The organism is Sphingomonas sp. (assembly GCF_965227385.1).
In the GTDB taxonomy this organism is placed as follows: Bacteria; Pseudomonadota; Alphaproteobacteria; order Sphingomonadales; family Sphingomonadaceae; genus Sphingomonas.
The window spans coordinates 676,210-699,778 of sequence record NZ_OZ245750.1 but is presented as its reverse complement, the minus strand read 5'-3'; the positions used below and the strand labels follow the sequence as shown (position 1 = coordinate 699,778).

General features: G+C 66.2%; 21 protein-coding genes and 1 tRNA gene. 12 read left to right on the top strand and 10 right to left on the bottom strand.

The window, feature by feature from the left end; translation table 11 throughout:
* Positions 1–71: 71 nt before the first annotated feature.
* The gene (locus tag ACO05N_RS03260) at positions 72–818 is read right to left on the bottom strand and encodes a glucose 1-dehydrogenase (RefSeq protein ID WP_422055760.1); all 747 of its coding nucleotides are present in this window, start codon (positions 816–818) and stop codon (positions 72–74) included.
* A gap of 111 nt (positions 819–929) precedes the next feature.
* Between ACO05N_RS03260 and ACO05N_RS03255 the strand changes: the two genes are divergently transcribed.
* Together ACO05N_RS03255 and ACO05N_RS03250 are read left to right on the top strand one after the other, a co-directional pair.
* Positions 930–1,280, top strand: coding sequence for an ArsR/SmtB family transcription factor (locus ACO05N_RS03255; RefSeq protein ID WP_422055759.1), 351 nt, complete (start codon positions 930–932; stop codon positions 1,278–1,280).
* Positions 1,281–1,286: 6 nt separating this feature from the next.
* Positions 1,287–1,925, top strand: a complete 639-nt coding sequence (locus tag ACO05N_RS03250; protein ID WP_422055758.1) for an SOS response-associated peptidase family protein — start codon at positions 1,287–1,289, stop codon at positions 1,923–1,925.
* Positions 1,926–1,937: 12 nt separating this feature from the next.
* Here the strand turns inward: ACO05N_RS03250 and ACO05N_RS03245 are convergent, their stop codons facing one another.
* The 6 genes from ACO05N_RS03245 to ACO05N_RS03220 all read right to left on the bottom strand — a co-directional run bounded on the left by ACO05N_RS03245 (position 1,938) and on the right by ACO05N_RS03220 (position 8,000).
* Positions 1,938–2,066 carry a hypothetical protein gene (locus ACO05N_RS03245; protein ID WP_422055756.1) on the bottom strand — a complete coding sequence of 43 codons (129 nt, stop codon included), beginning with the start codon at positions 2,064–2,066 and terminating at the stop codon, positions 1,938–1,940.
* Between the two features lie 82 nt (positions 2,067–2,148).
* A complete protein-coding gene (locus tag ACO05N_RS03240) occupies positions 2,149–2,682 on the bottom strand; it encodes a PepSY domain-containing protein (protein WP_422055755.1) in 534 nt (177 codons plus the stop codon).
* Between the two features lie 86 nt (positions 2,683–2,768).
* Positions 2,769–3,038 (bottom strand): hypothetical protein, encoded by a 270-nt coding sequence (locus ACO05N_RS03235; RefSeq protein WP_422055754.1) that lies wholly within the window; start codon positions 3,036–3,038, stop codon positions 2,769–2,771.
* Positions 3,039–3,192: 154 nt separating this feature from the next.
* Positions 3,193–4,596 carry an alkaline phosphatase gene (phoA, locus tag ACO05N_RS03230; protein ID WP_422055753.1) on the bottom strand — a complete coding sequence of 468 codons (1,404 nt, stop codon included), beginning with the start codon at positions 4,594–4,596 and terminating at the stop codon, positions 3,193–3,195.
* A 127-nt stretch (positions 4,597–4,723) separates the two neighbouring features.
* Positions 4,724–7,471, bottom strand: coding sequence for a TonB-dependent receptor (locus ACO05N_RS03225; protein ID WP_422055752.1), 2,748 nt, complete (start codon positions 7,469–7,471; stop codon positions 4,724–4,726).
* A 454-nt stretch (positions 7,472–7,925) separates the two neighbouring features.
* Positions 7,926–8,000, bottom strand: a tRNA-Thr gene (locus ACO05N_RS03220).
* Between the two features lie 98 nt (positions 8,001–8,098).
* On the opposite strand from ACO05N_RS03220, the gene ACO05N_RS03215 reads away from it, so the two are divergent.
* Positions 8,099–8,230 (top strand): hypothetical protein, encoded by a 132-nt coding sequence (locus tag ACO05N_RS03215; RefSeq protein WP_422055751.1) that lies wholly within the window; start codon positions 8,099–8,101, stop codon positions 8,228–8,230.
* Here the strand turns inward: ACO05N_RS03215 and ACO05N_RS03210 are convergent.
* Positions 8,214–10,016 (bottom strand): aminopeptidase P family protein, encoded by a 1,803-nt coding sequence (locus ACO05N_RS03210; RefSeq protein WP_422055750.1) that lies wholly within the window; start codon positions 10,014–10,016, stop codon positions 8,214–8,216. The two genes, ACO05N_RS03215 and ACO05N_RS03210, sit on opposite strands and share 17 nt — an antisense overlap.
* A gap of 225 nt (positions 10,017–10,241) precedes the next feature.
* Between ACO05N_RS03210 and ACO05N_RS03205 the strand changes: the two genes are divergently transcribed.
* Complete coding sequence (locus ACO05N_RS03205; RefSeq protein WP_422055749.1) at positions 10,242–10,949, top strand: L,D-transpeptidase family protein; 708 nt, start codon at positions 10,242–10,244, stop codon at positions 10,947–10,949.
* A 20-nt stretch (positions 10,950–10,969) separates the two neighbouring features.
* On the opposite strand, the gene ACO05N_RS03200 is transcribed toward ACO05N_RS03205, so the two are convergent.
* Together ACO05N_RS03200 and ACO05N_RS03195 are read right to left on the bottom strand one after the other, a co-directional pair.
* On the bottom strand, positions 10,970–11,638 hold the full coding sequence (locus ACO05N_RS03200; protein ID WP_422055748.1) for an RBBP9/YdeN family alpha/beta hydrolase: 669 nt from the start codon (positions 11,636–11,638) through the stop codon (positions 10,970–10,972).
* Positions 11,639–11,746: 108 nt separating this feature from the next.
* The gene (locus ACO05N_RS03195; RefSeq protein WP_422055747.1) at positions 11,747–14,008 is read right to left on the bottom strand and encodes a penicillin acylase family protein; all 2,262 of its coding nucleotides are present in this window, start codon (positions 14,006–14,008) and stop codon (positions 11,747–11,749) included.
* Positions 14,009–14,097: 89 nt separating this feature from the next.
* Between ACO05N_RS03195 and ACO05N_RS03190 the strand changes: the two genes are divergently transcribed.
* From ACO05N_RS03190 to ACO05N_RS03155, 8 genes are all read left to right on the top strand, one after another.
* Positions 14,098–16,158, top strand: coding sequence for a S9 family peptidase (locus ACO05N_RS03190; RefSeq protein WP_422055746.1), 2,061 nt, complete (start codon positions 14,098–14,100; stop codon positions 16,156–16,158).
* 104 nt (positions 16,159–16,262) lie between these two features.
* Entirely contained in the window at positions 16,263–16,760 is a 498-nt protein-coding gene (locus ACO05N_RS03185) for a thermonuclease family protein (protein ID WP_422055745.1), read from the top strand.
* Positions 16,761–16,991: 231 nt separating this feature from the next.
* Positions 16,992–19,301 (top strand): TonB-dependent receptor, encoded by a 2,310-nt coding sequence (locus ACO05N_RS03180; RefSeq protein ID WP_422055744.1) that lies wholly within the window; start codon positions 16,992–16,994, stop codon positions 19,299–19,301.
* 473 nt (positions 19,302–19,774) lie between these two features.
* A complete protein-coding gene (locus tag ACO05N_RS03175) occupies positions 19,775–21,721 on the top strand; it encodes a ribonucleoside-diphosphate reductase subunit alpha (protein ID WP_422055743.1) in 1,947 nt (648 codons plus the stop codon).
* Between the two features lie 55 nt (positions 21,722–21,776).
* A complete protein-coding gene (locus ACO05N_RS03170) occupies positions 21,777–22,103 on the top strand; it encodes a hypothetical protein (protein WP_422055742.1) in 327 nt (108 codons plus the stop codon).
* Entirely contained in the window at positions 22,100–22,291 is a 192-nt protein-coding gene (locus ACO05N_RS03165) for a hypothetical protein (protein ID WP_422055741.1), read from the top strand. The genes ACO05N_RS03170 and ACO05N_RS03165 overlap by 4 nt, the downstream gene beginning before the upstream one ends.
* On the top strand, positions 22,288–22,500 hold the full coding sequence (locus ACO05N_RS03160; protein WP_422055740.1) for a hypothetical protein: 213 nt from the start codon (positions 22,288–22,290) through the stop codon (positions 22,498–22,500). Before ACO05N_RS03165 ends, ACO05N_RS03160 begins: the two co-directional genes overlap by 4 nt.
* A 17-nt stretch (positions 22,501–22,517) precedes the next feature.
* On the top strand, positions 22,518–23,567 hold the full coding sequence (locus ACO05N_RS03155) for a ribonucleotide-diphosphate reductase subunit beta (protein WP_066657600.1): 1,050 nt from the start codon (positions 22,518–22,520) through the stop codon (positions 23,565–23,567).
* Positions 23,568–23,569 lie beyond the last annotated feature (2 nt).

The following is a 23,569-nucleotide window of genomic DNA, read 5'->3' as shown; positions in this document are numbered from 1 at the left end:
GAGTCCCTGTTCCCGCAAGCAAAGCGCCGCCGCGCCGCCGCGATCTGCGGCGCGCGCGACGGCGCTGCGGGTCACGCCCCGCCGCTCACCCCGATCACCTCGCCCGTAATCCAGCGCGCCTCGTCCGAAGCCAGGAACACCGCCGCCACCGCGATGTCGTCGACATGGCCGACCCGGCCCAGCGGCGTCTGCGCGACGATCTGGTTGGCGAAGTCCGAACCCTCGACGATGCCCGCGGCGTCGGTGCCTTCGGTCATCGTCATGCCGGGGGAGATCGCGTTGACGCGGATCTGGCGCGGGCCCAACTCGCTCGACAGCACGCGGGTGATCGCGTCCACCGCCGCCTTGCTCGCGGTATAGAGCGACGCGCCCGGCATCTTCATGCGGGTGATGTTGGACGAGATGTTGATGACGCTCGCCCCCGCGCCCAGATGCGGCACCGCCGCCTTGGTCACGTTGAGCAGCCCCAGCACGTTGATCCCGAACATGCGGTGATATTCGACCGGGTCGAAGTCCTCGATCGGGCTGAAGGCATAGACTCCGCTATTGTTGACCACGATGTCGACGCGCCCGAATGCGCGCGTCGCCGCATCGATCAGCGCGGTTGCCTGTGCCGCGTCGGCGACGTCGCCCTGCACCGCCAGCGCCTTGCCGCCGGCGCTCTCGATCGCCGCGACCGTGGCGTCCGCGCCGTCGCGGCTGCTGGCATAGTTGACCACGACCGCCGCGCCCTCGGCGGCCAGCGCCCGTGCGATCGCCGCGCCGATCCCCTTGGACGCGCCGGTGACGACCGCGACCTTGCCCTGCAAACGACTCATGACTGCAATTCCTTGTCCCTCGCCCGCCGCCGAACTGGCAGCGTTAGTGCGATAGTTCGGGAATATGGAACTGTTGAACAAGGCGGCAAGGGGGCCTATCTGACTTTTATCATGCGCCCCTTCGTCCATCCCACCATCGACAGCGTGAGCCCTCAAGCGATCCTGCACGCGCTCGCCGATCCGGAACGCGCGCGGATCTATGCCGAGATCGCCGGGCTGGGCTGTGTTCAGGGTTGCGCGACGCTCGCCGACACCGGGGAGCGGGTGATCCCCAAATCCTCGCTGTCCCAGCATTTCCGCGTCCTGCGCGAAGCCGGGCTGATCCGTTCGGAACGGCACGGCGTGGAGATGCGCAACTATGCCCGCTGCCAGGAAATCGACACCCGCTTCCCCGGCCTGCTCAAGGCGATCATGGGCGCCTATGCCGGGGCAGGGGAGACGTCGGGCCCAACCCCGCGCTAGCCTGCGATGTGCAACGAAGCCTATCGCAAGCGCGAACTCGACAAACTGCTTGGGAGCTGGCCGACTCAGCATGTGACGCTGCGCTTTCCGGAGGGGCGGCCCAATTTCGCCCCGCTCGACGGCTTTCGCATCACCGACCGGGTGGAAATCATCCGCCCCGCGGCCGATGCACCCGGCGTGGCAGAAATGGTGACGCGCCGCTGGAGCTGGCCTGCAGCCAATGGCAAGCCGGTGTATAATTTCCGCTCCGACGGCCGCGAGATCGCCCATGCCAGCCGCTGCCTGATCCCGGTCGACGGCTTTTACGAATATGGCGATGCGCCGGAGCCGGGCGATACGGCCGACCTGTTCGGTGCCCCCGCACCGGCGCGACGCGGCAAGCCGCTCAAGGCCAAATGGGCCTTCACCCTGGCCGGGGCAGAGGGGTTCGCCATCGCCGGCATCTGGCGCAGCGACCCGGCGGTGGGGGAAGCGTGGGCGATGCTCACCTGTCCGCCCGGCCCGGATGTCGCCCCGGTCCATGATCGCCAGCCGGTGGTGCTGCCGCTCGACGACTGGGCGCGCTGGCTCGACCCGGCAACGCCCAGCGCGGATCTGTGCCGCCCGCTTCCCGCCGGCGGTCTGGTCGCCGCGCGGGTGCGATAGGCGGCGGCGCTGTCAGCTCTTGATAGTCACCATCGCGACCGGCTTGTCCTTGGTCGTCGGGTTCGACGCATTGCCCTTGGGTGGCTTTTCGGCCTTGGGCTTGCGGATTTCGCGGTTCGACTTCTTCTGGCTCTTGGCCATCACCTGTTCCTTCGCGGGCATAGCGCCCGCCGGCAAGCCTAGGCGCTTTGCGGCGCGCTGGCTTGCGAATTCGCCGCCCCGGTCAATGCACCGCGCGCTCGGTCAGCACCGTTGCCTTGCCGTCCTTCCAGGCGATCTCCATCGCGGGTTCCTTGGGTTTACCCGGCGCGAACAGTTCGTACAGGATCCGCCCGTCTTCGACCTGCCGGCTCTCGATCACCCGCTCCGGGGTAAAGGCGTCGGCGGTGGCCGCAGCGGCGGCGCGGACCGGGGCAGGGGCCTGCGTCCAGTCAATGTCGCGCTGCACCTCGACCGCCTTCAGCGACCCGTCGGGCTGGACCAGCATGTCGATCTCGACCTCGCTGCCATCGGGCCGCGTGCCCTCGACATCATAATAGGTTCGCCCGTCGCGATCCTTACGCTCGGCCTCGGCGATCCGCATGCCGGGCACCGTCGCCTCGGCAAGCTCGGCCACGCCGGCGGGCAACTCGACCGCTGCGACATTGGTGATCGCCGTCTCCGGCCCCTCCGCCAGCACGCCATTGGGCGGAGCCGCGTCGTTGCCAGCGGGCGAACAGGCGGCAAGTGCGATGAGGGGCAGGGCGAGAATACGCATGGCGATACTCCGGGTTGGGATACCGGTGTCATAGTGCCTCCCAGTACGCGCCGAGGCAAGCCGCCGGCGCGCATGGGGCTAAGCGATCAGCGCGTGTTTTCCATCCGCGCGTCGTCGGCGTCGTCGATCGCATCGGCCTTGGCTTCGCCCGCCTCCTCGACATTGTCGGCCTGCTGTTCCAGCGCCTCTTCCATCGTTTCGTTGGGGGCCATGTCGGCCTGTGCCTCGAGATTGTCGGCCATCGCCTCGGCATTTGCCTCGACATTTTCCGCGGCGCGGTCATCGGCATTGCCACCGCATGCCGCCAGCGCGACCAGTCCGGCACCGGCCAGCGCCGCCTTGAAGATGGATTTCATTGGTTTTTCCTCCTGTTGATGCCGCGCATCAATGAGCGGGAGGGCAAGCGGTTCCACGCGGTATCGACCGGTCGCGCGCCCGCTGGCCCGCCGGTCGATCTCGGCGGGCGCGTTGAAGCCGGTAATCCGGCAGCCGATCCGGGGCGCTGGCCCGTCAGTCCAGCGCGAGTGCGTCGCGGATGATATAGTGCAGGTCAGTCTGGTCGATCAGGCCGCTGACATTCACCGCGCGCGGTCCGTACGCGGCGATGCGCAGTTGTCCGCCGGTATGGCCCTGCGACCCTTCCACCGCCGTGCCGTAATGCACCGTCATCACTCCGCCCTCGCGCGTGTTGAGCGCGGCGGTCAGGCCGGGGGCGCGGCTGCCATTGCCGACAATCAGGCTGGTATGGGCATGGTCGGCGGTGACGATCACCAGCGTGTGGCCGTCCGCCCGCGCAAATTCCAGCGCGGCCTGAACCGCCTCGTCCAGGTCGACGGTCTCGCCGATCTGGCCGCACGGATTGGCGGCGTGATCCTGCTTGTCGATCGACGCGCCCTCGATCTGCAGGAAAAAGCCCTTCCCATTGTCCTTGAGCAGCGCGATCGCCTTGCGCGTCATCGCGGCGAGCGTCGGGATCTGCGCGGTCCGCTCCGCATTGCGCTGGCAGGCGACGGCGGGCTGGTCGAGATTGCCGCGAACGCTCGCGCGCGGGCCGATCCAGCGCACCGGCATGTTGTTCGGCGCGAACAGGCCGATCAGTGGCTGTCGGGTGTCGGCCCGGGTCACCGCGTCGAGCTCCGCAGCATTGCGCACGATGCGGAACCCGCGTGCCTGCGCCTGGTCCATCAGCGTGCGCCCGGCGAACTTGCCGGCCTTGGCGCTCTCCGCAAAGCTCGCCGCGCCGCCGCCCAGGATCAGGTCCGGGCGCGTGTCGAGCAGCTGTTCGGTGATCGACCCCAGCCCGCCATTCTCGAGCGCGTTGGTCGGGCAGGTCTTGCTCGTCGCCTCCGGCCCATAGCATTTGCGCTGGGTAACATGCGCCACCAGCGCGGCCGGCGTCGCGTCCTGGATCTCGGCGGTCGAGACATTGCCGGTGGCAAGCCCGGCCGCCTTGGCGATCTGCAGCAGCGTGCGGTGCGGCTTGCCGTGAATGTCGACGCCGATCGCGCCATTATAGCTTTTGACGCCCGAGGCCCACGCCGTCGCAGTGGCGGCGCTGTCGGCGACATAATTGGGTTTCCCCGTTTCGCGGTCGAGCGAATAATGCGTCATCTGGCCGGTAAAGGGCAGCGCGTCGATCCCCTTGAAATAGCCTCCCGCACCCTCGGCATAGTTGCGCGCGATGGTGATTTCGGAATCGCCCATGCCATCGCCGATCAGCAGGATGACGTTGCGCACTTCGGCCTGGGCCGACAGCTTGCGATAGGTCTCGCGCATGTCGCCATCGACCCGGCGCGCGCCGCCGGGCGCGCGCACGTCGCCCTGTGCGCCGCGCGCCAGATCGGGCGCATCCTGCGCGAACGCGCTCGGCGCGGTCAGGGTGAGCAGGGCAGCAAGGGCCAGACAAGAACGCATCGATGGAAACTCCGAACCAAGACGGACCGACGTGCCCCGAGGGCCGCCGGTCCGCGCGCTAACAATGGATTGTGACACGCGTGCGCCGTTGGCCCCGCCGCCGCAGCGACGGGGCGCGATGGCGCCTTCAGAACTGGGCGCGCACGCCCAGGCTGATCCGGCTTCCCGAAAACTCGTAGGTGGTCGGGAAGGACGGATCCATCGTGTAGCCGGTGGTCTTGGCATTGCCGATGTTGATGCCCTGCAGCTCGACGCGGAAATTGCGCGTCAGCTGATAGCTGGCGGCGAAATCGAACTGGCCATAGGCATCGCGATAGACCGGATACATGTTACGCTCGATCCGCTCCACATATTCTCCCTTGCGATTGTACGACAGGCGCACCGAGAGCGGCCCCTTGTCGTAGAAGACCGTCGCGTTGTAGCTGGTGTCGGCCAGGCCGATCGGTGCGGTCGGGATGCCAAGCGACGACTGACCGGTCAGCGAACTGTCGAGGAAGGTGGCATTGGCGTTGACGCCGAACCCGTCGGCCCAGTCGCTGAACATGCCGAACGGAACGACCGCGTTCAGCTCAAACCCGCTGACCTTGTAGGAACCCTCGGCATTGACCGGCTGGTAGACGTCGAAGTCATAGATGCCGTTGACGGTGCCATTGGCGTTATAGACCGTCACGTCCTCGACCTTGCCGGTCAGCTGGTTCTGCACCACGCCCTTGATCTTTTTCCAGAAATAGGAAGCCGACAGGATGCCGCCACCGCCGAGATACTTCTCGGCGCCCACTTCCCACTGATCGGCATAGGTCGGCTTGAGGCCGGGGTTGCCGTCGGTGAAGCGGAAGCTGCTGTAGCTGGCGGTGCGCTTGTAGGCGAGGTCGCCCAGCGCCGGGCGGATCAGCGTCTGCGACGCGGCGGCGCGCAGGATCACGCTGTCGGTCAGTTCGGCATGGACGTTGAACGACGGCAGGAACTTCTCATAGCTGCCTTCGCTCGCCACCGGTGCCGGGGTCAGGCCGGTCGATCCGTTCGGATTCTGGATCTGGTGATAGCCCGCCGAACGAATGTCCGTGCGCAGGTAGCGGCCGCCGAGATTGACGAACACCGGCACGCCCAGCTCGAACTCGAAATCGACCATGGCATAGCCGGCGAACGTCTGTTCCTGCACCTTGGCATAGTTGGCATTGGCGAACGGCGTGACGAAGCCGTCCGGGCGGAAGAAGTCCCGCGCATAGGCGTTCGACACCTGCGCCCAGCTCAGGTCCCGCGCCTGATATTCGCTGCCGCCGACCAGATCGATGACGTTGGTCAGCGGGCTGTCGCCGAGGCGGCGGACATTGACATAGGCGGTGCTGCCGCGCGTCGGGCCCTGGATCTTCTCCTCGCCATATTGCCGCTGGTTGGTCTTGTCGGTGTAGCGGCCGCCGACGTTGATGCGCTTGATGAACAGATCGTCGAAGCTGTAGCTTACATCGACCTGCGCGGCATATTTGTCGTCCTTCACCTCTTCGCGCGTCGTCTCATACGCCTCGAACAGGTAGCGCGTCGGCGCGTTGTACATGTCGATCGTGTTGGGGTTGGCGCTGGGAATCGTCTCGCCGCCGGTCTCGGTATAGCGCGTGCGCGACGGCGCATAGGCGACATGCTTGAGGTTGGCGTAATCGATCGTCCGCTTGGCGCCTGAATAGCCGCCCAGCGCGCTGATCTTCCAGTTGCCGGTTTCCCAGTTCAGCTCGCCGCCGAACTGACGATAGTCGGTGTCGGTGAGATATTCCTTGCTCAGGAACTCATGCTGGGTGTTGGTGTAGGACACGTCGCGCAGGACGACGATGCCGCTGCTGCTCAGCGTGGTCGCGTCGAACGCGTGGATCGTCTCCAGCGTCGAATTGCTCGATGCCGAATAGCCGGCCGCGTCATATTCGTCCTCGACCGTGTCGTACGAGCCGATGAACGCGTCGAGCGCGACGCTGAAGCTGTCGCTCGGCTTGTACTGGACCGATCCGGAAATGCCGAGGCGATCCTGGTCATTCTTGTACACGCGGTCGCCGACCTTATCGAGGAAGACGATCTTGTTCTTCATCGCATCGGTAAAGGTGATGCCGGCGTCGCGCTGCAGCACCGAAATCGCCTGGTTGCGATAAACGGTCCCCGAACGGTCGGTCCAGCGCGCGATCGGTCGGAAGTTGATGCCCGAATTCGAATCGGTGCGGTTGGTGCGCTGCTGCTTGGCGACCGACACCAGCACGCCGATGTCGCCAAAGGTGTTGCTGGCGAGGAACGAGAAGCTGGGATCTACCTGTTGCGAGATCGAGTTGTACGCGCCTTCGACGCTGCCGACCAGGCGCAGGCCCGAATGATCGAACGGGCGCGCGGTGCGGATGGAAACCGATCCGGCAATGCCGCCCTCTTCATCGGCGGCGGTCGGCGACTTCTGCACCGTGACCGACTGGATCAGTTCGGACGCGAAGATGTCGAATTCGACGTCGCGTCCGCCCGAACCCGACGCGGTCGCCAGCCTGTTGATCGAAACGAAGGTAAACTCGGTCGGCAGGCCGCGCACGTTGACGCGGGTGCCAAGGCCCTTTTCGCGCTCGATGGTTACGCCGGGGACGCGCTGCAGCGCTTCGGACAGATTCTGTTCGGGGAAGTCGGCAATGTCGGTGGCGACGATCGAGTCGGAGAAGCCGACCATCTCGCGCTTCATGTCGATTGCCTCCTCAAGGCTGCGGCGATAGCCGGAAACGACGATCTCTTCGTCGACCGTGTCGTCGACCGGCGCGGGATCGGCCGTCTGCGCGGTGGCCGGCACGGCGGTCAGCGCGGCGAGCGCCACGCCCAGAAGCAGCGGGCGCGATCGGTCGAGCCGGTTGAGTGTGCAACGCATAGTTAATGCCCCCTTTTTCAATAACTGGCTGCGCGCGCGCCGCGGATTCGACGCGCGCAACGACGCTTCCCGGCCGGTCCACCGACCCGGATCGTGATTCTTGGTCCTGTGCTTGTCTTGTCGTTCCGACGCTCGGCAGCCCGTCGGCTCCGGCGCGTCAGCCCCTCCCGGCCGAACGAGTGTGTCGCTGCGGAAACAGCGGCAATGCTTGGCGAATTGCCAATCAGACGATCACTGCGCCTCCCCCTTCGGCTTGGCACGCAGGTGGAGAAAACTTGTTACGCGGTTGTGACGCGCGGACCATTATGTAGCCAAAGCGGGAATTTGTCGGCGCTCGGGGCGCGCGCGTTCCGCTGCTGTCCGCAAGGCGGCGGCCATCCGGCGCCACGCGCACGCGATCGTCGCGTCAGGCGCGGCGACGTGCGCCGCACGACCCGATCAGTCATTGAAAAAATGGTGCTGCCGGTGAGGATTGAACTCACGACCTCAGCCTTACCAAGGATGCGCTCTACCACTGAGCTACGGCAGCACTCGGCGCGGGCGGCAGGTCCGTTCCGCGCGGGAGCGGCCCTTTCGCGCGGGAGCGCCCCATTGTCAAGGCGCTGGCACCCGGTTTATCGCCGCACCATGACCGACGCCGACAAAAAGGCCCGCCTCGCCGCCGCGCTCCGCGAAAATCTGCGCAAGCGCAAGGCACAGGCGCGGGCGGCGGCGGAACAGCCCGCTCCGCCAACCCCCGATCCTAACGCGCCGCAATAGGCCGGCACTTCGCGTCGAGCCATGCCCGTTCCTCGGGCGACAGCTGCGGCCCCAGAATCTCCAGCACCCGCGCATGATAGGCGTCGAGCCAGCGGCGCTCCTCCTCGGTCAACAGGCCCGGCTCGATCAGGCTGCGCTCGATCGGGGCAAAGGTCAGCGTCTCGAACCCCAGCATCACCGATTCGGCGCCCGGAATGTCCTTCTCGACCACCAGCACCAGATTCTCGATCCGGATGCCGAACGCGCCAGCCTTGTAGTAACCCGGCTCGTTCGACAGGAACATGCCCGCGCGCAGCGGTTCGGCCGGACCGCCGCCGGGATAGTTGGGCGCGGCGATCCGCTGCGGCCCTTCATGCACCGACAGATACGCGCCGACGCCATGCCCGGTCCCATGGCCATAGTCGCAGCCGACTTCCCACAATGGGCGGCGCGCAAAGGCGTCGATCTGGCCGCCGGTCGTCCCCGCCGGGAACACCGCCGTGGCGATCGCGATATGGCCCTTGAGCACGCGGGTGAAGCGGTCGCGCATCTCCTGCGTGGGCTCGCCCACCGGGATCACGCGGGTGACGTCGGTGGTGCCATCCTCATACTGCCCGCCCGAATCGACGAGGTAGAGGTGGCCATTCTCGATCGGCAGGCTCGACTCCTCGGTCACCTTGTAGTGCGGGATCGCGCCATTGGGGCCGGTGCCCGAAATCGTGTCGAAGCTGAGGTCGCGCAGCACGCCGGTTTCCTCCCGGAACGCCTGCAGCCGCGCGGCGGCCGACCATTCGGTCACCCCGCCCTTGGGCATTTCCGCCTCAGCCCATTTGAGGAAGCGGGCGAGCGCCGCGCCATCGCGCGCCTGCGCCGCCTTGTGCCCCGAAATCTCGGCGTCATTCTTGATCGCCTTGGCCAGCACGACCGGATCGCGCGTCGCCAGGATTGTCGCCCCACCGGCATCAAGCGCATCGAAGATCGCCGCAACCGACCCGGCCGGGTCCGCAGCAACCCGCTTCCCCGCAAAGCGCTGCAACGCCGGGGCAAAGGCCGCGCGGTCATGCACCCGCACCGCATTGCCCAGATGCTGAGCGACGTCGTCACCCACCTTGTCCTTCGCGACGAACAGATCGGCGGTGCCGTCGGCGTTGACGATGGCATAGGCGAGCGCGACCGGCGTGTGGCTGACATCCGCCCCGCGCACGTTGAAGACCCAAGCAATCGAATCGAGCGCGGAGAGCACGACCGCATCCGCCTTGCGCTCGGCCAGCCAGTCGGCGATCTCGGCGCGCTTGCTCGCGCTGGTGCGCCCGGCGGCATCATCGCGCTGCACGATCAGCTTGGCGTCGGACGGCGCGGGCTGGTCGTCCCACACCGCGTCGATCGGGTTGCGGCTCACTGCCACCAGTTCCGCCCCGCGTTCGGCCAGTGCCTTCTTCGCATCCTCGACCCAGCCGCGTGTGTGCAGCCACGGGTCGTACCCGATCCGCCCGCCCTGCGGCGCGTGGTCGCGCAGCCAGTCGGCGATGCTCACCTGCGGCACGGGCACATACTCCCAGTGCGCCCCGTCGACCTGCTGGCGCACCTGGATCGTATAGCGTCCGTCGGTAAAGATCGCGGCAGCCTCCGGCAGCACCACGGCGTTCCCCGCGCTCCCCTGAAACCCGGTCAGCCAGGCGAGCCGCTGCGCGTAGGCCCCGACATATTCGCTCATATGCTCATCGGTCAGCGGCACGACGAACCCGTCGAGCTGATCGCGGGAGAGCTGCTCGCGCAGGGCCTGAAGGCGGGCGGCGTAGGTCGACATGGGAACGGTCCTCGAACTGCTGGGGCGACGGCGTTGGCTCCATATGGGGAGCGGACGCCACGCCGTTAAGCCGCTCTGGTGGCCCAAGCGAAGCGGGTTGAAAAGGGGGGTGAGGCACTCAGGTTAACGCCCCGCGACCCTGTCCCACAGCGATACGCGGCCAAATCGGGGGGTGGTAAGGAGCAGTTCGATGCACGATCTGGCGTGATGGACCGGAGGAGATTGATGCGCGCAGGCGGATGGATGGTGCGGACAGGGATCGTGGCGGCGCTCGGCGTCGGTGCGATGGCTGCGGCTGCGCTGATCCCCGCGCCCGAACCGGCTCGCAGTGCAGCCCCGGTCACGGCAGCGCCCGCCCCCGCGCCCAGGCCGCCCGCCCCCGCGCCCAGACCGATTGTCGCGGCAGCCGCCGCGCCGGCGCCTGCACCGGCCTCCGCCGCGCTCCCGCCCGCCGCCCCGGCGCTGGACGCGATGACGGTCAAGCGGATCCTCGACATCCCCGGCCCGATCAGCTTCGGCACCTATTATTGGAACACCGACGGCGTTCCCGCCGATGGCCCGTTGGTGATCACCGTCGACCTTGAGGCTCAGACCATGTCGGTGTTCCGCGACGGGTACGAGATCGGCGCGACCGCGATCCTCTATGGCATGGACGAAAAGCCGACCCCGCTCGGCGTGCACATGATCAAGCAGAAAAAGGTCCACCACATCTCGAACCTCTACGGCGCGCCGATGCCGTACATGATGCGACTCACTTGGGACGGCGTCGCGATCCACGGGTCGGAGGTGGAGGAAGGTCGCGCCACCCATGGCTGCATCGGCGTTCCCACCGAGTTCGCCAAGCTGGTGTTCGCGCAGGCCAAGCTCGGCGACCGGGTGATCATTACCCGCGGCAAGCGCCTCGGCATGGGCGGCGTCGTCACCCCGGAGTGACGCGCCGCCGCGCGGGCGGATTAATCCCGCCCCAGATAATGCCGCTGCGCCGCATCGGACGCATTCACCGCCAGCAGCGCATGCCGCTCCACGGGTCGCGACCGCCCGTGCCGGTCGCTCGCCGCATCCAGCACCCGGTCCAGCATCGCCTGACCCTCGGACCACCAACCCAGGTCGCTGTCGGCATTGAGGTGCCCCTGCGGCCCGGCATCGACGAACACGCTCCCCCAATTGGCGGCCAGGTTGCGCGAATGCGCGATCGGCGCCCACGGATCGTCGCTGCTCGCGACCAGGATCGACGGGAAGGGCAGGGGCGTGGACGGCGACGGCGCAAAGGCGCTCAGCGCCGCGTGATTGCCACCATCGACATCCGCCGGCGCGACCAGCAATGCGCCTGCGACCGGCGTGCCATAGGTCTGTCCGGAAAGCTCCGCCCACCACGCGACGGCCAGGCAGCCCAGGCTATGCGCGGCGAGCACCACCGGCCCCTGTACCGCGCGGATCGCCTGATCCAGCTTGGTGACCCAGGCATTGCGGTGCGGGGTGTTCCACATCCCCAGCTCGACGCGGCGGGTATCGGGGCGCGACACCTCCCACAGGCTCTGCCAGTGCGACGGGCCCGACCCGCCCAGGCCGGGAACGGTCAGAACGACGGGCGATCGCGCGTCGTGCGGTGAGAACATGGACATGCATCGTCTCCAGCGAAGGCGGCTCCCTTGCTGTCCAATTCATTCCCACTGAATTAGTATGCAATGGACTTGCGGCGAAGCGAACGCGGTGAGCGCCCGGTCGCTGCGCTACTCGCGGATCCTCACCGCCTCCCCGACCTTCGCCGCCGCGATCTGCGCCGGGGTGAACGGAAAGCGCACCCATTGCTTGGCAGAATACATGCGCGTCTGATCGCCATACCAGGGCGATTGCGGGTCGGGCGACTGGGAGTAGGACAGGATCGTGTCCGCCACCGGCCCCGCGTCATCGAACCCGACCACCTGCACATAGCTCGATCCATGGCGCGGCGTGACCCCGCCTTGCGCCGGCACCATCATCTGCACGTTGAGCACGCCCAGCGCGCCATCGCCGCCATGGATCGGGATGCGATTCGTAATCCGCTGCGCAAACGCGACATCGCCCCAGCGCGCATCGAGCGCGATCCCCGCCTGGGTCACGTCCTCCGCCGCCGCCTTGAGCGCCGCGATCAGCTTTTCGCCGGTCTCGCCGCTGGTCACCAGATCGCGCGGAGTATGGATCGGGTCCGTGGCATCGAACGGCACCGCCCAGATGCCCGGCACCCGCGCCGCCTTCATCCAGAACCGGTCGAACAGCCACGCCCCGCGGCTGTCCAGCTCGAACCGCCCGTCCCACTTGCCCAGCGCCGCGCACGCCTCCGCGACCTCGGCCTTCCCCGCGCACAGGGCCAGCAGCGGCTTCAACGCCAGTTCGCCCGCATGGCTCTTGTTGGCAAAGGCCATCGTCTTGGCCCGGTCATGATCGACCTTGCCGCCCGCGATCAGCCCGCGGGTCTCGATAAACCCCGACCGGGTGCGCAGCGATACCGCCTTCTCCGCCTCGCCCAGGATGGGCGACAGCACGCGATGCGGATGGTCGGCATTGCTCAGCCAATAGCTGTCATTCATGTTGGCGACGTAGTCGCGCCGCTGCTGCACCGCCTGATCGCCGGCGGGCATCAGCCCCGGCACCGGCGTCCCCGCAACAACATCCCATGCACAGGCCGATTTCGACCCGTCGAGCAGGATTGCGGTGCGCGCGACGACCGGCGACAGCGGCGTCGCGCACGCCTTCGCCTTCTCCGCCGACACGTTCGGCACCGCGGTCACGTCGGCGTGCAGCGCATCGCCATGCCGGTCGGCGACGATCGTGTTGACCCATGGAATGCCCAGCGTCTCGCTCACCGCCGCGCGCACCTCGCCGACGTTCCGCGCCGTCGCGATCCGCACCCAGGTACCGATCCCGCGCTGGTTCCCCGCATTGGCGTCGCGCATTGCGAAAGCGGTGGTCTTGCTCCAGTTCGCCATCGCCTGCGGAATCACGATCACCGGGCCGAAGCGGGTCGAATACAGCGTCCGCGTCACCGGCGCTGCGCCATCGGGCATCGGCACGGTCACAGTCTTCGCGACCATCTTCTCCGACTTGCCATCGACCAGATAGGCGGTCGGATCGGTCGGATCGAGCGCCAGCTGGTACAGCGTAAAGTGCCGTGCCGCCGTCACCGTATGCGTCCAGGCAATATCCTTGTTGAAGCCCAAAGTGGGGAAGGGCGACCCGGCAATTCCAACCCCCGCCGTGTCCATCTTGCCGGGAATCGTGACATGCATCTGCCAGAAGCGGCTCGGCCCATGCCACGGGAAGTGCGGGTTGCCGATCACCATCCCCTTGCCATTGGCGGTGACTTCGCCCCCGAACGCCCAGCCATTGCTCGCCACCTCGAACTGGGCCGGATCGGGCAGCGCCATGCTCACCTTTGCCGGAGCCGCGCTCCCCGGCGGCACCGCATTGGCGATGGCCGGCGCGAAGTTGAGCGAACTGGCGAGCAGCATCTGCTTCTCATTCAGCCGCAGCATGTCGTCCGCGGTAATCGCCCGCACCCACGCCTTGCCACGGCATTCGGCGGGCACCTTGTCCGGCCCCAGATCCTTGAGATAGCGATTATACCCCGCGACCCAGCCCGCCGTCAGCGCCAGCGCCGCCGCCCCCTGCGCCTTCGCCCCGCGCCGCAGCGCTGGCAGGTCGATCGCCGATCGGAAGAACAGGTCCGACGACAGATTGTCGACGCTCTGAAAACCCAATGTCGCGCTGCCCTTCGCCCCGAAATGCAGCGAGCGTTCGCCCGCGACCGTCGCGAACTCCTCGGCGATCATGCACAGATTGTCCTGCGCATAGGCATAGCCAACACCATAACCCGCCCCGCGCCAGTCCTTGGCGACGATATGCGGCACGCCATGCTGGGTCCGGGTGATCGTCGCTTCGTAGCGCTGAGCCTGCGCCGCGCCGCTCCATGCCAGCGCCACGCCCGCAGCCGCCAACAGCATCGCCTTGCCCATCCGATCCTCCCATGTTTCGCAGCAGCCTAGCGCCGCTTCCGTTCACGGCAACCGTTTGCGCCAACCATCGGCTGCGCTAGACGGGCCGAATGAGCCAGACCACGCCCCCCGTCGCCGCCACCCGCCCCTTCAGTTACGAGCGCCACGGCGTGACGATCGATGACCCATGGAACTGGCTGCGCGACCCCGGCTATCCCGAGGTCACGGACAAGGACGTCCTCGCCTATCTCGAGGCAGAAAACGCCTATTTCGAAACCGTGATGGAGCCATTGAAGCCGCTCGCCGAGACGCTGTTTCAGGAGATGCGCGGGCGGATCAAGGAAGACGACGCCACGGTCCCGCAAAAGGACGGCGCCTATCTCTACTGGACCGATCACGAGACCGGCGGCGAATATCGCCGCTGGTGGCGCAGGCCCGTTGCGGGCGGGGACGCCGAACTGATCCTCGACGAACCGAAACTGGCCGAAGGGAAAGAGTATTTCGTCCTGGGCGGCTTCTCGGTCAGCCCCGACGACCGCTATCTCGCCTACGCCTTCGACGACAATGGTTCGGAACGGTTCGAGGTGCGGGTCAAGGATCTCACCACCGGCGACCTCCTCCCCGACACCATCCCCGGCGTCCTCTCCGACCTCGTCTGGACCTCGGACTCACGTGGCTTCCTCTACGGCGTCGCCAACGACCAGTGGCGCACCGACAATGCCCGCTGGCACAAGCTCGGCGATCCGGTCGAAAGCGACATCGAACTCTTTCACGAGGATGACGAGGGCTATCGCGTCGGCGTCGGAGAAACCCAGTCGCGCCGCTTCCTCGTCATCTCGACCGGCGACCATGTCACCAGCGAAATCCGCCTGCTTCCCGCCGACAACCCGCTCGCCGAACCGATCCTGATCGCCCCGCGCCAGACCGGCCGCGAATATGATGTCGAGGAGCATGACGGCACGCTCTTCATCCACACCAACGACACCCACACCAACTGGCGCCTCGTCACCGCCAGCCTCGACGCGCCGGGCGACTGGCACGAGCGGATCGCCCCGTCCGAAACCTTCTACATGACCGGCGTCACCACCTTCGCCGACTATTTCGTGGTCGAGGGGCGCGAGGCCGGGCTCGATCAGATCGAGATTCACCAGTATGAAGGCGGTCCCGGCAAGCGCATCGCCTTTCCGGAGGCGAGCTATGTCGCCAGCCTCGGCGACAATCCCGAATATGCGATGGCAAAGCTGCGCATCGGCTATGAATCGATGGTCACGCCCGGCACCGTCTATGACTATGACGTCGCGACCGGCGAACTCGAAACGCTCAAGGTCCAGATCATCCCCTCGGGCTATGACGCGTCGAAATACGCGACCGAGCGGCTGCACATCGCCGCACGCGACGGCACCGACATCCCGTGCTCGATCGTCTATCCGAAGGACTTCCCGCGCGACGGGACGGGCAAGGTCTATCTCTACGCCTATGGCGCGTACGGCTACGCCATCCCGCCCGGCTTCTCGACCGCGCGCATGTCGTTCCTCGACCGCGGCGTCGCCTTCGCCATCGCGCATATCCGCGGCGGCGATGATCTCGGCCAGCAATGGTATCTCGACGGCAAGCTGGAAAAGCGCGCCAACACCTTCAACGATTTCGTCGATGTGGCGAAAGGGCTGATCGACCGCGGCTACACCTACAAGGGCGGCATCGCCATCGCCGGGCGCAGCGCGGGCGGCGAGCTGATGGGCGCCGTCGTCAACTCCGACCCCGATTTGTGGGGCGTGGTCGTCGCCGATGTCCCGTTCGTCGACGTGCTGAACACCATGCTCGACGACAGCCTGCCGCTCACCCCCGGCGAATGGCCCGAATGGGGCAACCCGATCACCGACAAGGCGGCGTTCGACCTGATCCGCGGCTACTCGCCCTATGACAACGTCAAGCCACAGGGTTACCCGCCCTTGTTCATCTCGGGCGGCCTCAACGACCCCCGCGTCACCTATTGGGAACCCGCCAAATGGGCGGCCAAGCTCCGCGCGACCAAGACCGACGACAATGTGCTGGTCCTCAAGACCAATATGGGCGCCGGCCACGGCGGCAAGTCGGGTCGCTGGGAAAGCCTGCGCGAAGCCGCCGACGAAAACGCCTTCATCCTGTGGCAGCTGGGGCTGGCGAACGCCTGACCCGCGTTCCTCCATTGTGGCGGGACTCCCCGCCATGCTGGATGCGTCGGTTAAGGAATTGATCAGCCGCGCCTTTTAAGTGCGTTTCCGATGGAGACGCTGGCGTGAAACATTCCCTGGAACTGCACCGTGGCCGCCATCGGCGCGCCGGCTTTGGTCGGCGCGAGTTGGGCGGGACGCTGCTTGCAGGGGTCGTCGGCGGGCTCGCCTGGTCGATGCTGCCTGCGGTCGAACCCGCGCCCGCTACCGCGCCCCGAACCAGTTTCGGCTTCTGCCATAGCGGCGGCGGCGATGACTGCGTGGTCGATGGCGACACCTTCCGCATGGCGGGGGACAGGATCCGCATCGCCGATATCGACACGCCCGAAACCCACCCCGCGCGCTGCCCGGAGGAAGCCCGGCTCGGCGCGGCGGCGACGCAGCGGCTCCACGCGCTGCTCAACAGCGGCGCAGTGACCCTCCACCCGATCGACCGCGACTCCGACCGCTATGGCCGCAAGCTGCGCCGCGTCACCGTCGACGGACGCGGCGTCGGCGACACGCTGGTCGCCGAGGGTCTGGCGCGCCCCTATCGCGGCCGCCGCATGGGCTGGTGCAGCTAGCGACACGGACGGCGGTGGATCCGAAGCCGCCGCCAACAGGGCGAAGCGGGAGCGCCGCGCACATCGCGGCTCTGCGCAGCATTGCGCTCGCACCGCGCGCGCCCTGAACCCCGCACCCGTCGCGAAACCGTCACCGAATTCTCCCCGCTCCGTCATCGAAATGGCGTTGCACTGCAACAGATCGGGCGCAGGGGGCGGTCACCGATACAATATATTCAGGGGAACCCGATCATGGCATTGCGCCTTTCCGGCGTCGCATTCGCGGCGCTGCTCACCACCGTGTCCGGCACCGCGCTCGCACAGGAAGCGCCCGAAGCGCGCGCCGCTGCACAGGCCGACGATGGCGAGATCATCGTCACCGCGCAAAAGACCGAGCAGCGCGCGGTGGACGTGCCGATCACGATCAGCGCGAACAGCGGCGCGCGGATGCGCGAGCTGGGCGTGCAGGATCTGGACGAGCTGTCCAACTATGTCCCCGGCCTCAACGTGCAGGAGCAGAGCGCGAACAACCCCGGCATCGTGATCCGCGGCATCACGTCGGACTCGGGTTCGGCGCAGCAGGGGCCGCGCGTCTCGCTCTATTATAACGGCGTCGACATCTCGCGCTCGCGCGGCTCGTACCAGGCGATCTACGACCTCGAGCGCGTCGAAGTGATCAAGGGGCCGCAGGCGACCCTGTTCGGCACCGCTTCGACGATCGGCGCGATCAGCATCATTTCGGCGCGTCCGGAGCCGGGGTTTTCGGGTGAGCTGAGCGCCAGCTACGGCAATTTCGACGCGTGGCGCGTCGCCGGTTTCGTCAATGCCGGCAACGACGTGTTCGGCGGCCGCATCGCGTTCGAGTACAAGAAGCGCGACGGCTATGTCGAAAATCTCGCCGCCAATCAGGACGATCTCTACGCTCAGGACCAGCTCGGTGTGCGCGGTTCACTGCGCTTCGAGCCCAGCGACGCGTTCCGCGCCGACCTGATCCTCACCTATGACCAGCAGCGCAACAGCGGCACGCCGTTCATCTCGCGCGCGCTCCCCACCACGGCCGGTCCGGGCAACCCGTTCGGCGTCGCGCATCTCGGCGGCTCGCCCGTCTCGGCGCAGGCGCTGGGCATGGACAAGCTGGGCCTCAACCGCGAAGTCTATGACGCCAACCTGACGCTCCGCTGGGACATCACCGATCGCTGGTCGCTGACGCTGGTCAATGGCTATCGCGAATTCGACAGCCTCGAGGTGTTCGATGCCGATGGCTCGGCTGCCTGGTATCTGGAGTTCGCCGAATACGCCAAGGGCTGGCAGGCGAGCCAGGAAAGCCGCTTCGCCTATACCAGCGACCGGTTCCGCGGCTCGTTCGGCTTCAACGTGTTTGGCGAAGACAGCTTCCAGAACGTGCCCTTCTCGTCCGAGGAAGGGACCTTCATCCAGTGCGCGACCGGCCTTCTCGTCATGGGGCTTCCCTGCATCAATTCCGCCGGCGTGGTGACGGCGGCACAGGCGACTTCGCTTGCCACCGGCGGACTGGTCACCGCGATCCCCTACAGCTCCGTGTTCGAGAATCAGGGCCGCAACAGCAGCTATTCGTTGTTCGCGGACGGCACCTGGATTCCGTTCCAGGCGCTTGAGCTGACCGCCGGCGTGCGCTGGCTGACCGAAACCCGCCGTTCCGGCTATTTCGCCCGCGTGCCGCGTTCGGTGCTCACCGGCGGCGCGTCGCTGATCCCGGGCCAGGTCGATACGGCGGGCCGCACGCTCCATGCCGAGGACAGCTTCACCGCCGTGCTGCCGCGCTTCAACATCCTGTTCCGCGCGACCGACGACATCAACCTGTTCGCCACCGTGTCGAAGGGGCGCCGCTCGCCGGTGGTCCAGCTCTCGGCGCGCTCCACCCCCGCCGGCCCGGCCGAGAACCTCAGCATCGTCGATGAGGAAAAGGTGTGGAACTATGAAGCCGGGCTCAAGGGCCGCGTCGGCCCCGTCTCGGGCACGCTCGGCGTCTATTACCAGAAATATGACGGCTTCCAGGTCAGCGTGGTCCAGTCCGACGGCAGCACCGTCACCCAGAGCGCGGGCAAGGCCAGCAACTTCGGTGTCGAGGCCGAAGTCAGCGTCCGCGCGACCCCGTGGCTGACCGTATTCGCCAATGGCGCGTATATCGATGCGAAGATCGAAGAGGGCAATTCGCTCGCACCCGCCTTCTCCGGCGCGCGCTTCCGCCTCCAGCCGGAGGTGCAGGCGGCGGGCGGCTTCACGCTCAACACGCAGCTGGGCGGGATGCGCGTCTTCGCGACGCCGACCGTCACCTATCGTTCGCAGATCTTCTTCGAGATCCCCAATAATTCGCTGATCAGCCAGCCGGGCGTGACCCTGTTCAACGCGCGCGCCGGCGTGTCGTTCGCCGACGACCGCTATGAACTGGCGCTGTTCGGCCGCAACCTGTCGGACGAGGATTATCTGCTCGACGCCGGCAACACCGGTGGCGCGTTCGGCATCCCCACCTTCATCCCGGCCGAGCCGCGCTTCTACGGGATCGAGCTGACCGGCCGATTCTGATCGCGAATCCGGTCCCGAGTACATCCCCGTCCGGCGCGCCGGGCGGGGATCACTGTATCTGGTGGGGGCGGGGCATCAGAAAGCTGTGGATGAATCGGCCTGCGAAAAAAAACCTGCGTTCGCACGTCGTTCTCTTGCATTCTGAAAAGGCGAGGAAGGTCCGCGCGTCGCGGCCTCTCCGCGCTGGGCGGCGTGCCATGAACCGAGTCATATCAGCGACGAACCGAGTCGCTTAACTGTCATTTACGGTATTGCCTCTGCTGCCGGATTGGCACAATCTCTAGTGGTCACACAGGGGGACAAGCCCAAGCACTGGTGGAGCATCGCTCGCGATCCTATATCGCGGGGTGTCTTTTTCCGTCGCTTGATGCGGGCGGATGGGCATGTTTTGTTCTCTCCGCGCCGGATGCTATGATGCCAGCATCGGCATCGCCCCCCGAGTCGTGACGATTGGACGTGGCAGGGGACGACCGATGGACTTCAGGGAAAGCCAGGAAACGAGCGTGAGTGAAACCGTGACCGATACCACCGAAATGCTCGTCGAGCCCAAGATTCCGGCTGCTGCCGCCGCGCCTGAAAAGGCTGCGAAGGCGAAGAAGAAGCTGGATTCGAAGACCGTTGCCCCGCGCATCTACCCGGTCGAGGTCGATCATTCGCGCGACGCGCTGCTGACCGAATTCGGCAAGGACACGCTGCGCGACCGCTATCTGCTGCCGGGTGAGAATTTCCAGGACCTGTTCGTCCGCGTCGCCTCGGCCTATGCCGACGATGCCGCGCATGCCCAGCGCATCTACGACTATATCTCGCGCCTGTGGTTCATGCCCGCCACCCCCGTGCTGTCGAACGGCGGCACCGGTCGCGGCCTGCCGATCAGCTGCTTCCTCAACTCGGTCCCCGACAGCCTCAACGGCATCGTCGACACCTGGAACGAGAATGTGTGGCTCGCCTCGCGCGGCGGCGGCATCGGCACCTATTGGGGCAATGTCCGCGGCATCGGCGAACCGGTCGGCCTCAACGGCAAGACCAGCGGCATCATCCCGTTCGTCCGCGTGATGGATTCGCTCACCCTCGCGATCAGCCAGGGCAGCCTGCGTCGCGGTTCGGCCGCCTGCTATCTCGACATCAGCCACCCGGAGATCGAGGAGTTCCTCGAGATCCGCAAGCCCAGCGGCGACTTCAACCGCAAGGCGCTGAACCTGCACCACGGCGTCCTCATCCCCGACGCGTTCATGGAAGCGGTGCGCAATGGCGAGGAGTGGGACCTCAAATCGCCCAAGGACGGCAGCGTCCGCGGCACCGTCAACGCCCGCGCGCTGTTCCAGAAGCTGGTCGAAACCCGCCTCGCGACCGGTGAGCCGTACATCGTGTTCGCCGATCACGTGAACAACAACATGCCCAAGCATCACCGCGATCTGGGCCTCAAGGTCTCGACCTCGAACCTCTGCTCGGAAATCACCCTGCCGACCGGCAAGGATCATCTGGGTAACGAGCGCACCGCGGTCTGCTGCCTCTCCTCGCTCAACCTCGAAACCTGGGACGAGTGGAAGAACGAAAAGGGCTTTATCGAGGACGTCATGCGCTTCCTCGACAACGTCCTTCAGGACTATATCGACCGCGCCGAGCCGGGCATGGAAAAGGCCGCCTATTCGGCCGGCCGCGAGCGCAGCGTCGGCCTCGGCGTGATGGGCTTCCACAGCTTCCTTCAGGCGCGCGGCCTGCCCTTCGAGGGCGCGATGGCCAAGACCTGGAACAGCAAGATCTTCAAGCACATCAAGGCGCAGGTCGACGAAGCCTCGATGCAGCTCGCGGTCGAGCGTGGCCCGTGCCCCGACGCCGCCGATATGGGCGTGATGGAGCGTTTCAGCTGCAAGATGGCGATCGCGCCGACCGCGTCGATCAGCATCATCTGCGGCGGCACCAGCGCCTGCATCGAACCGATCCCGGCCAACATCTACACGCACAAGACGCTGTCGGGCAGCTTCTCGGTCAAGAACCCGTATCTTGAGAAGATCCTGATCGAAAAGTCGAAGAACTCGGACAATGTCTGGAACTCGATCCTCGAGCGCGGCGGGTCCGTCCAGCACCTCGACTTCCTGACCCAGGAGGAAAAGGACGTGTTCAAGACGTCGTTCGAGATCGACCAGCGCTGGCTGCTCGAACTCGCCGGCGACCGCGCGCCCTATATCGACCAGGCCCAGTCGCTGAACCTGTTCATCCCGGCCGATGTCGAGAAGTGGGACCTCCTGATGCTCCACTTCCGCGCATGGGAGCTCGGCATCAAGTCGCTCTATTATCTCCGCAGCAAATCGGTGCAGCGCGCCGGGTTCGCCGGCGGCGTGGAGGCCGACAACACGATCGACGCGCCCAAGTTCGATCTGGGTGAATCGACCGACTATGATGAGTGCCTGGCTTGCCAGTGAGCCGCACCGGCATGTGAGCGCCCTCCGTGCGGGGAGCGCGACAAAGGAGAGTCCCATGACCCGTTCCTTCCGTCTCCTCCCCCTGTTGGGCCTCACCTTGCTCGCCGCCTGCGCGCAGCAGGTCGCGACCGGCGTCGAGCCCGGCGCACCCGGCTTCCTGCTCGGCCTATGGCACGGCTTCATCTTCCCGGTCGCCTGGGTGCTCTCGCTCTTCGTCCCCGACGTCGCGGTCTATGCCGTGCCGAACAATGGCGGCTGGTATGACTTCGGCTATTTCCTCGGCATCTGCGTGTTCGGCGTCGGCGCCAACCGGGGCAAAAAGGTGATCATCAAGGAGCGCGTCGTCGTGCGCGACCGCGGCGGTACGGTGATCGATCAGTGACACGCGCGCTCGCCATTCAGGCCGGCATCGGCATCGCGTCGGGCATGGCGGGCCTCACCCTGCTGCGCCGCCGCGCCGCCTCGCCCGAGGGCATGTACGCCCTGCGCATTGCCGGCACGATGCTCCTCGCGCTCTGCCTGTTCCTCACCGGCTTCGCGCTGGTGGCCGGTATGGTGGGTGGGGCATGAGCGACTCGCTGTTCCTCCAGCTCATGCCGGTCGTGCTCGCGGCGGTCGGACTGTTCCTGATCGTCACGCCCCGCAATCCGTGGCCGCGACCTGTCCAGGGCAGCGAATTGTCCCTGCGCCATCTTCGCCTCATGGGCGCGTTCTTCATGATCGTCGCTGCGATCTTCGCCATTCTCATGCTCACCGGCCGCATTGCGGCCGCGCAGTAATCCATCGGAGTAACCCCATGCCTCTTCTCGAAGCCCGCAAGACCTACAAGCCGTTCGAATATCCCTGGGCCTATGACTTCTGGAAGCGTCAGCAGCAGATCCACTGGCTGCCCGAAGAGGTGCCGCTGGGCGAGGATTGCCGCGACTGGGCGCAAAAGCTCACCGACCACGAACGCAATCTGCTCACGCAGATTTTCCGCTTCTTCACCCAGGCGGATGTCGAGGTGCAGGATTGCTACCACGAAAAATACGGCCGCGTGTTCAAGCCGACCGAGATCAAGATGATGCTCGCCGCCTTCTCCAACATGGAAACGGTGCACATCGCGGCCTACAGCCACCTGCTCGACACGATCGGCATGCCCGAAAGCGAGTACGGCATGTTCCTCGAATATGCCGAGATGAAGGACAAGCACGACTATCTTCAGCAGTTCGGCGTCGATAATGACGAGGATATCGCCAAGACCCTCGCCATGTTCGGCGGCTTTACCGAGGGGCTTCAGCTGTTCGCGTCGTTCGCGATGCTGATGAACTTCCCGCGCTTCAACAAGATGAAGGGCATGGGCCAGATTGTCAGCTGGTCGGTGCGCGACGAATCGCTGCACTGCGAAGGCATCACCCGCCTGTTCCACGCCTTCACCAAGGAACGCGACTGCCTGACCAAGGCGGTGAAGGACGACATCATGGACGTGTGCCAGACGACCGTGCGGCTGGAGGATGCGTTCATCGACCTGGCGTTCGAACAGGGCCCGGTCCCCGGCATGACGCCCAAGGAGATCAAGAAGTATATCCGCTACATCGCCGACTGGCGCCTGAATCAGCTGGGCCTGAAGCCGATCTACATGATCGACGAACACCCCCTGCCGTGGCTCACCCCGCTGCTGAATGGCGTCGAACACGCCAACTTCTTCGAAACCCGCGCGACCGAATATTCAAAGGGCGCGACGCGCGGCAACTGGAACGAAGTGTGGGATTCGTTCGACAAGCGCCAGAAGGCGAAGGCGGCTCCGGCAGCGAACGAGGATGCCGCTGAGGGCGGGTTGTTCGATGGGACGGTTGCGGCGGAGTAGAA

What these genes read in the sequence shown, in the direction of transcription:
- ACO05N_RS03210 (WP_422055750.1), bottom strand. Translation starts at nt 10,016, where the DNA reads ATGTCGACCTACGCCGCCCGCCTTCAGGCCCTGCGCGAGCAGCTCTCC.
- ACO05N_RS03235 (WP_422055754.1), bottom strand. Translation starts at nt 3,038, where the DNA reads ATGAAATCCATCTTCAAGGCGGCGCTGGCCGGTGCCGGACTGGTCGCG.
- ACO05N_RS03225 (WP_422055752.1), bottom strand. Translation starts at nt 7,471, where the DNA reads ATGCGTTGCACACTCAACCGGCTCGACCGATCGCGCCCGCTGCTTCTG.
- ACO05N_RS03180 (WP_422055744.1), top strand. Translation starts at nt 16,992, where the DNA reads ATGGCATTGCGCCTTTCCGGCGTCGCATTCGCGGCGCTGCTCACCACC.
- ACO05N_RS03255 (WP_422055759.1), top strand. Translation starts at nt 930, where the DNA reads ATGCGCCCCTTCGTCCATCCCACCATCGACAGCGTGAGCCCTCAAGCG.
- phoA (WP_422055753.1), bottom strand. Translation starts at nt 4,596, where the DNA reads ATGCGTTCTTGTCTGGCCCTTGCTGCCCTGCTCACCCTGACCGCGCCG.
- ACO05N_RS03170 (WP_422055742.1), top strand. Translation starts at nt 21,777, where the DNA reads ATGACCCGTTCCTTCCGTCTCCTCCCCCTGTTGGGCCTCACCTTGCTC.
- ACO05N_RS03205 (WP_422055749.1), top strand. Translation starts at nt 10,242, where the DNA reads ATGCGCGCAGGCGGATGGATGGTGCGGACAGGGATCGTGGCGGCGCTC.
- ACO05N_RS03160 (WP_422055740.1), top strand. Translation starts at nt 22,288, where the DNA reads ATGAGCGACTCGCTGTTCCTCCAGCTCATGCCGGTCGTGCTCGCGGCG.
- ACO05N_RS03195 (WP_422055747.1), bottom strand. Translation starts at nt 14,008, where the DNA reads ATGGGCAAGGCGATGCTGTTGGCGGCTGCGGGCGTGGCGCTGGCATGG.
- ACO05N_RS03215 (WP_422055751.1), top strand. Translation starts at nt 8,099, where the DNA reads ATGACCGACGCCGACAAAAAGGCCCGCCTCGCCGCCGCGCTCCGCGAA.
- ACO05N_RS03175 (WP_422055743.1), top strand. Translation starts at nt 19,775, where the DNA reads ATGGACTTCAGGGAAAGCCAGGAAACGAGCGTGAGTGAAACCGTGACC.
- ACO05N_RS03250 (WP_422055758.1), top strand. Translation starts at nt 1,287, where the DNA reads ATGTGCAACGAAGCCTATCGCAAGCGCGAACTCGACAAACTGCTTGGG.
- ACO05N_RS03200 (WP_422055748.1), bottom strand. Translation starts at nt 11,638, where the DNA reads ATGTCCATGTTCTCACCGCACGACGCGCGATCGCCCGTCGTTCTGACC.
- ACO05N_RS03190 (WP_422055746.1), top strand. Translation starts at nt 14,098, where the DNA reads ATGAGCCAGACCACGCCCCCCGTCGCCGCCACCCGCCCCTTCAGTTAC.
- ACO05N_RS03155 (WP_066657600.1), top strand. Translation starts at nt 22,518, where the DNA reads ATGCCTCTTCTCGAAGCCCGCAAGACCTACAAGCCGTTCGAATATCCC.
- ACO05N_RS03260 (WP_422055760.1), bottom strand. Translation starts at nt 818, where the DNA reads ATGAGTCGTTTGCAGGGCAAGGTCGCGGTCGTCACCGGCGCGTCCAAG.
- ACO05N_RS03245 (WP_422055756.1), bottom strand. Translation starts at nt 2,066, where the DNA reads ATGGCCAAGAGCCAGAAGAAGTCGAACCGCGAAATCCGCAAGCCCAAG.
- ACO05N_RS03240 (WP_422055755.1), bottom strand. Translation starts at nt 2,682, where the DNA reads ATGCGTATTCTCGCCCTGCCCCTCATCGCACTTGCCGCCTGTTCGCCC.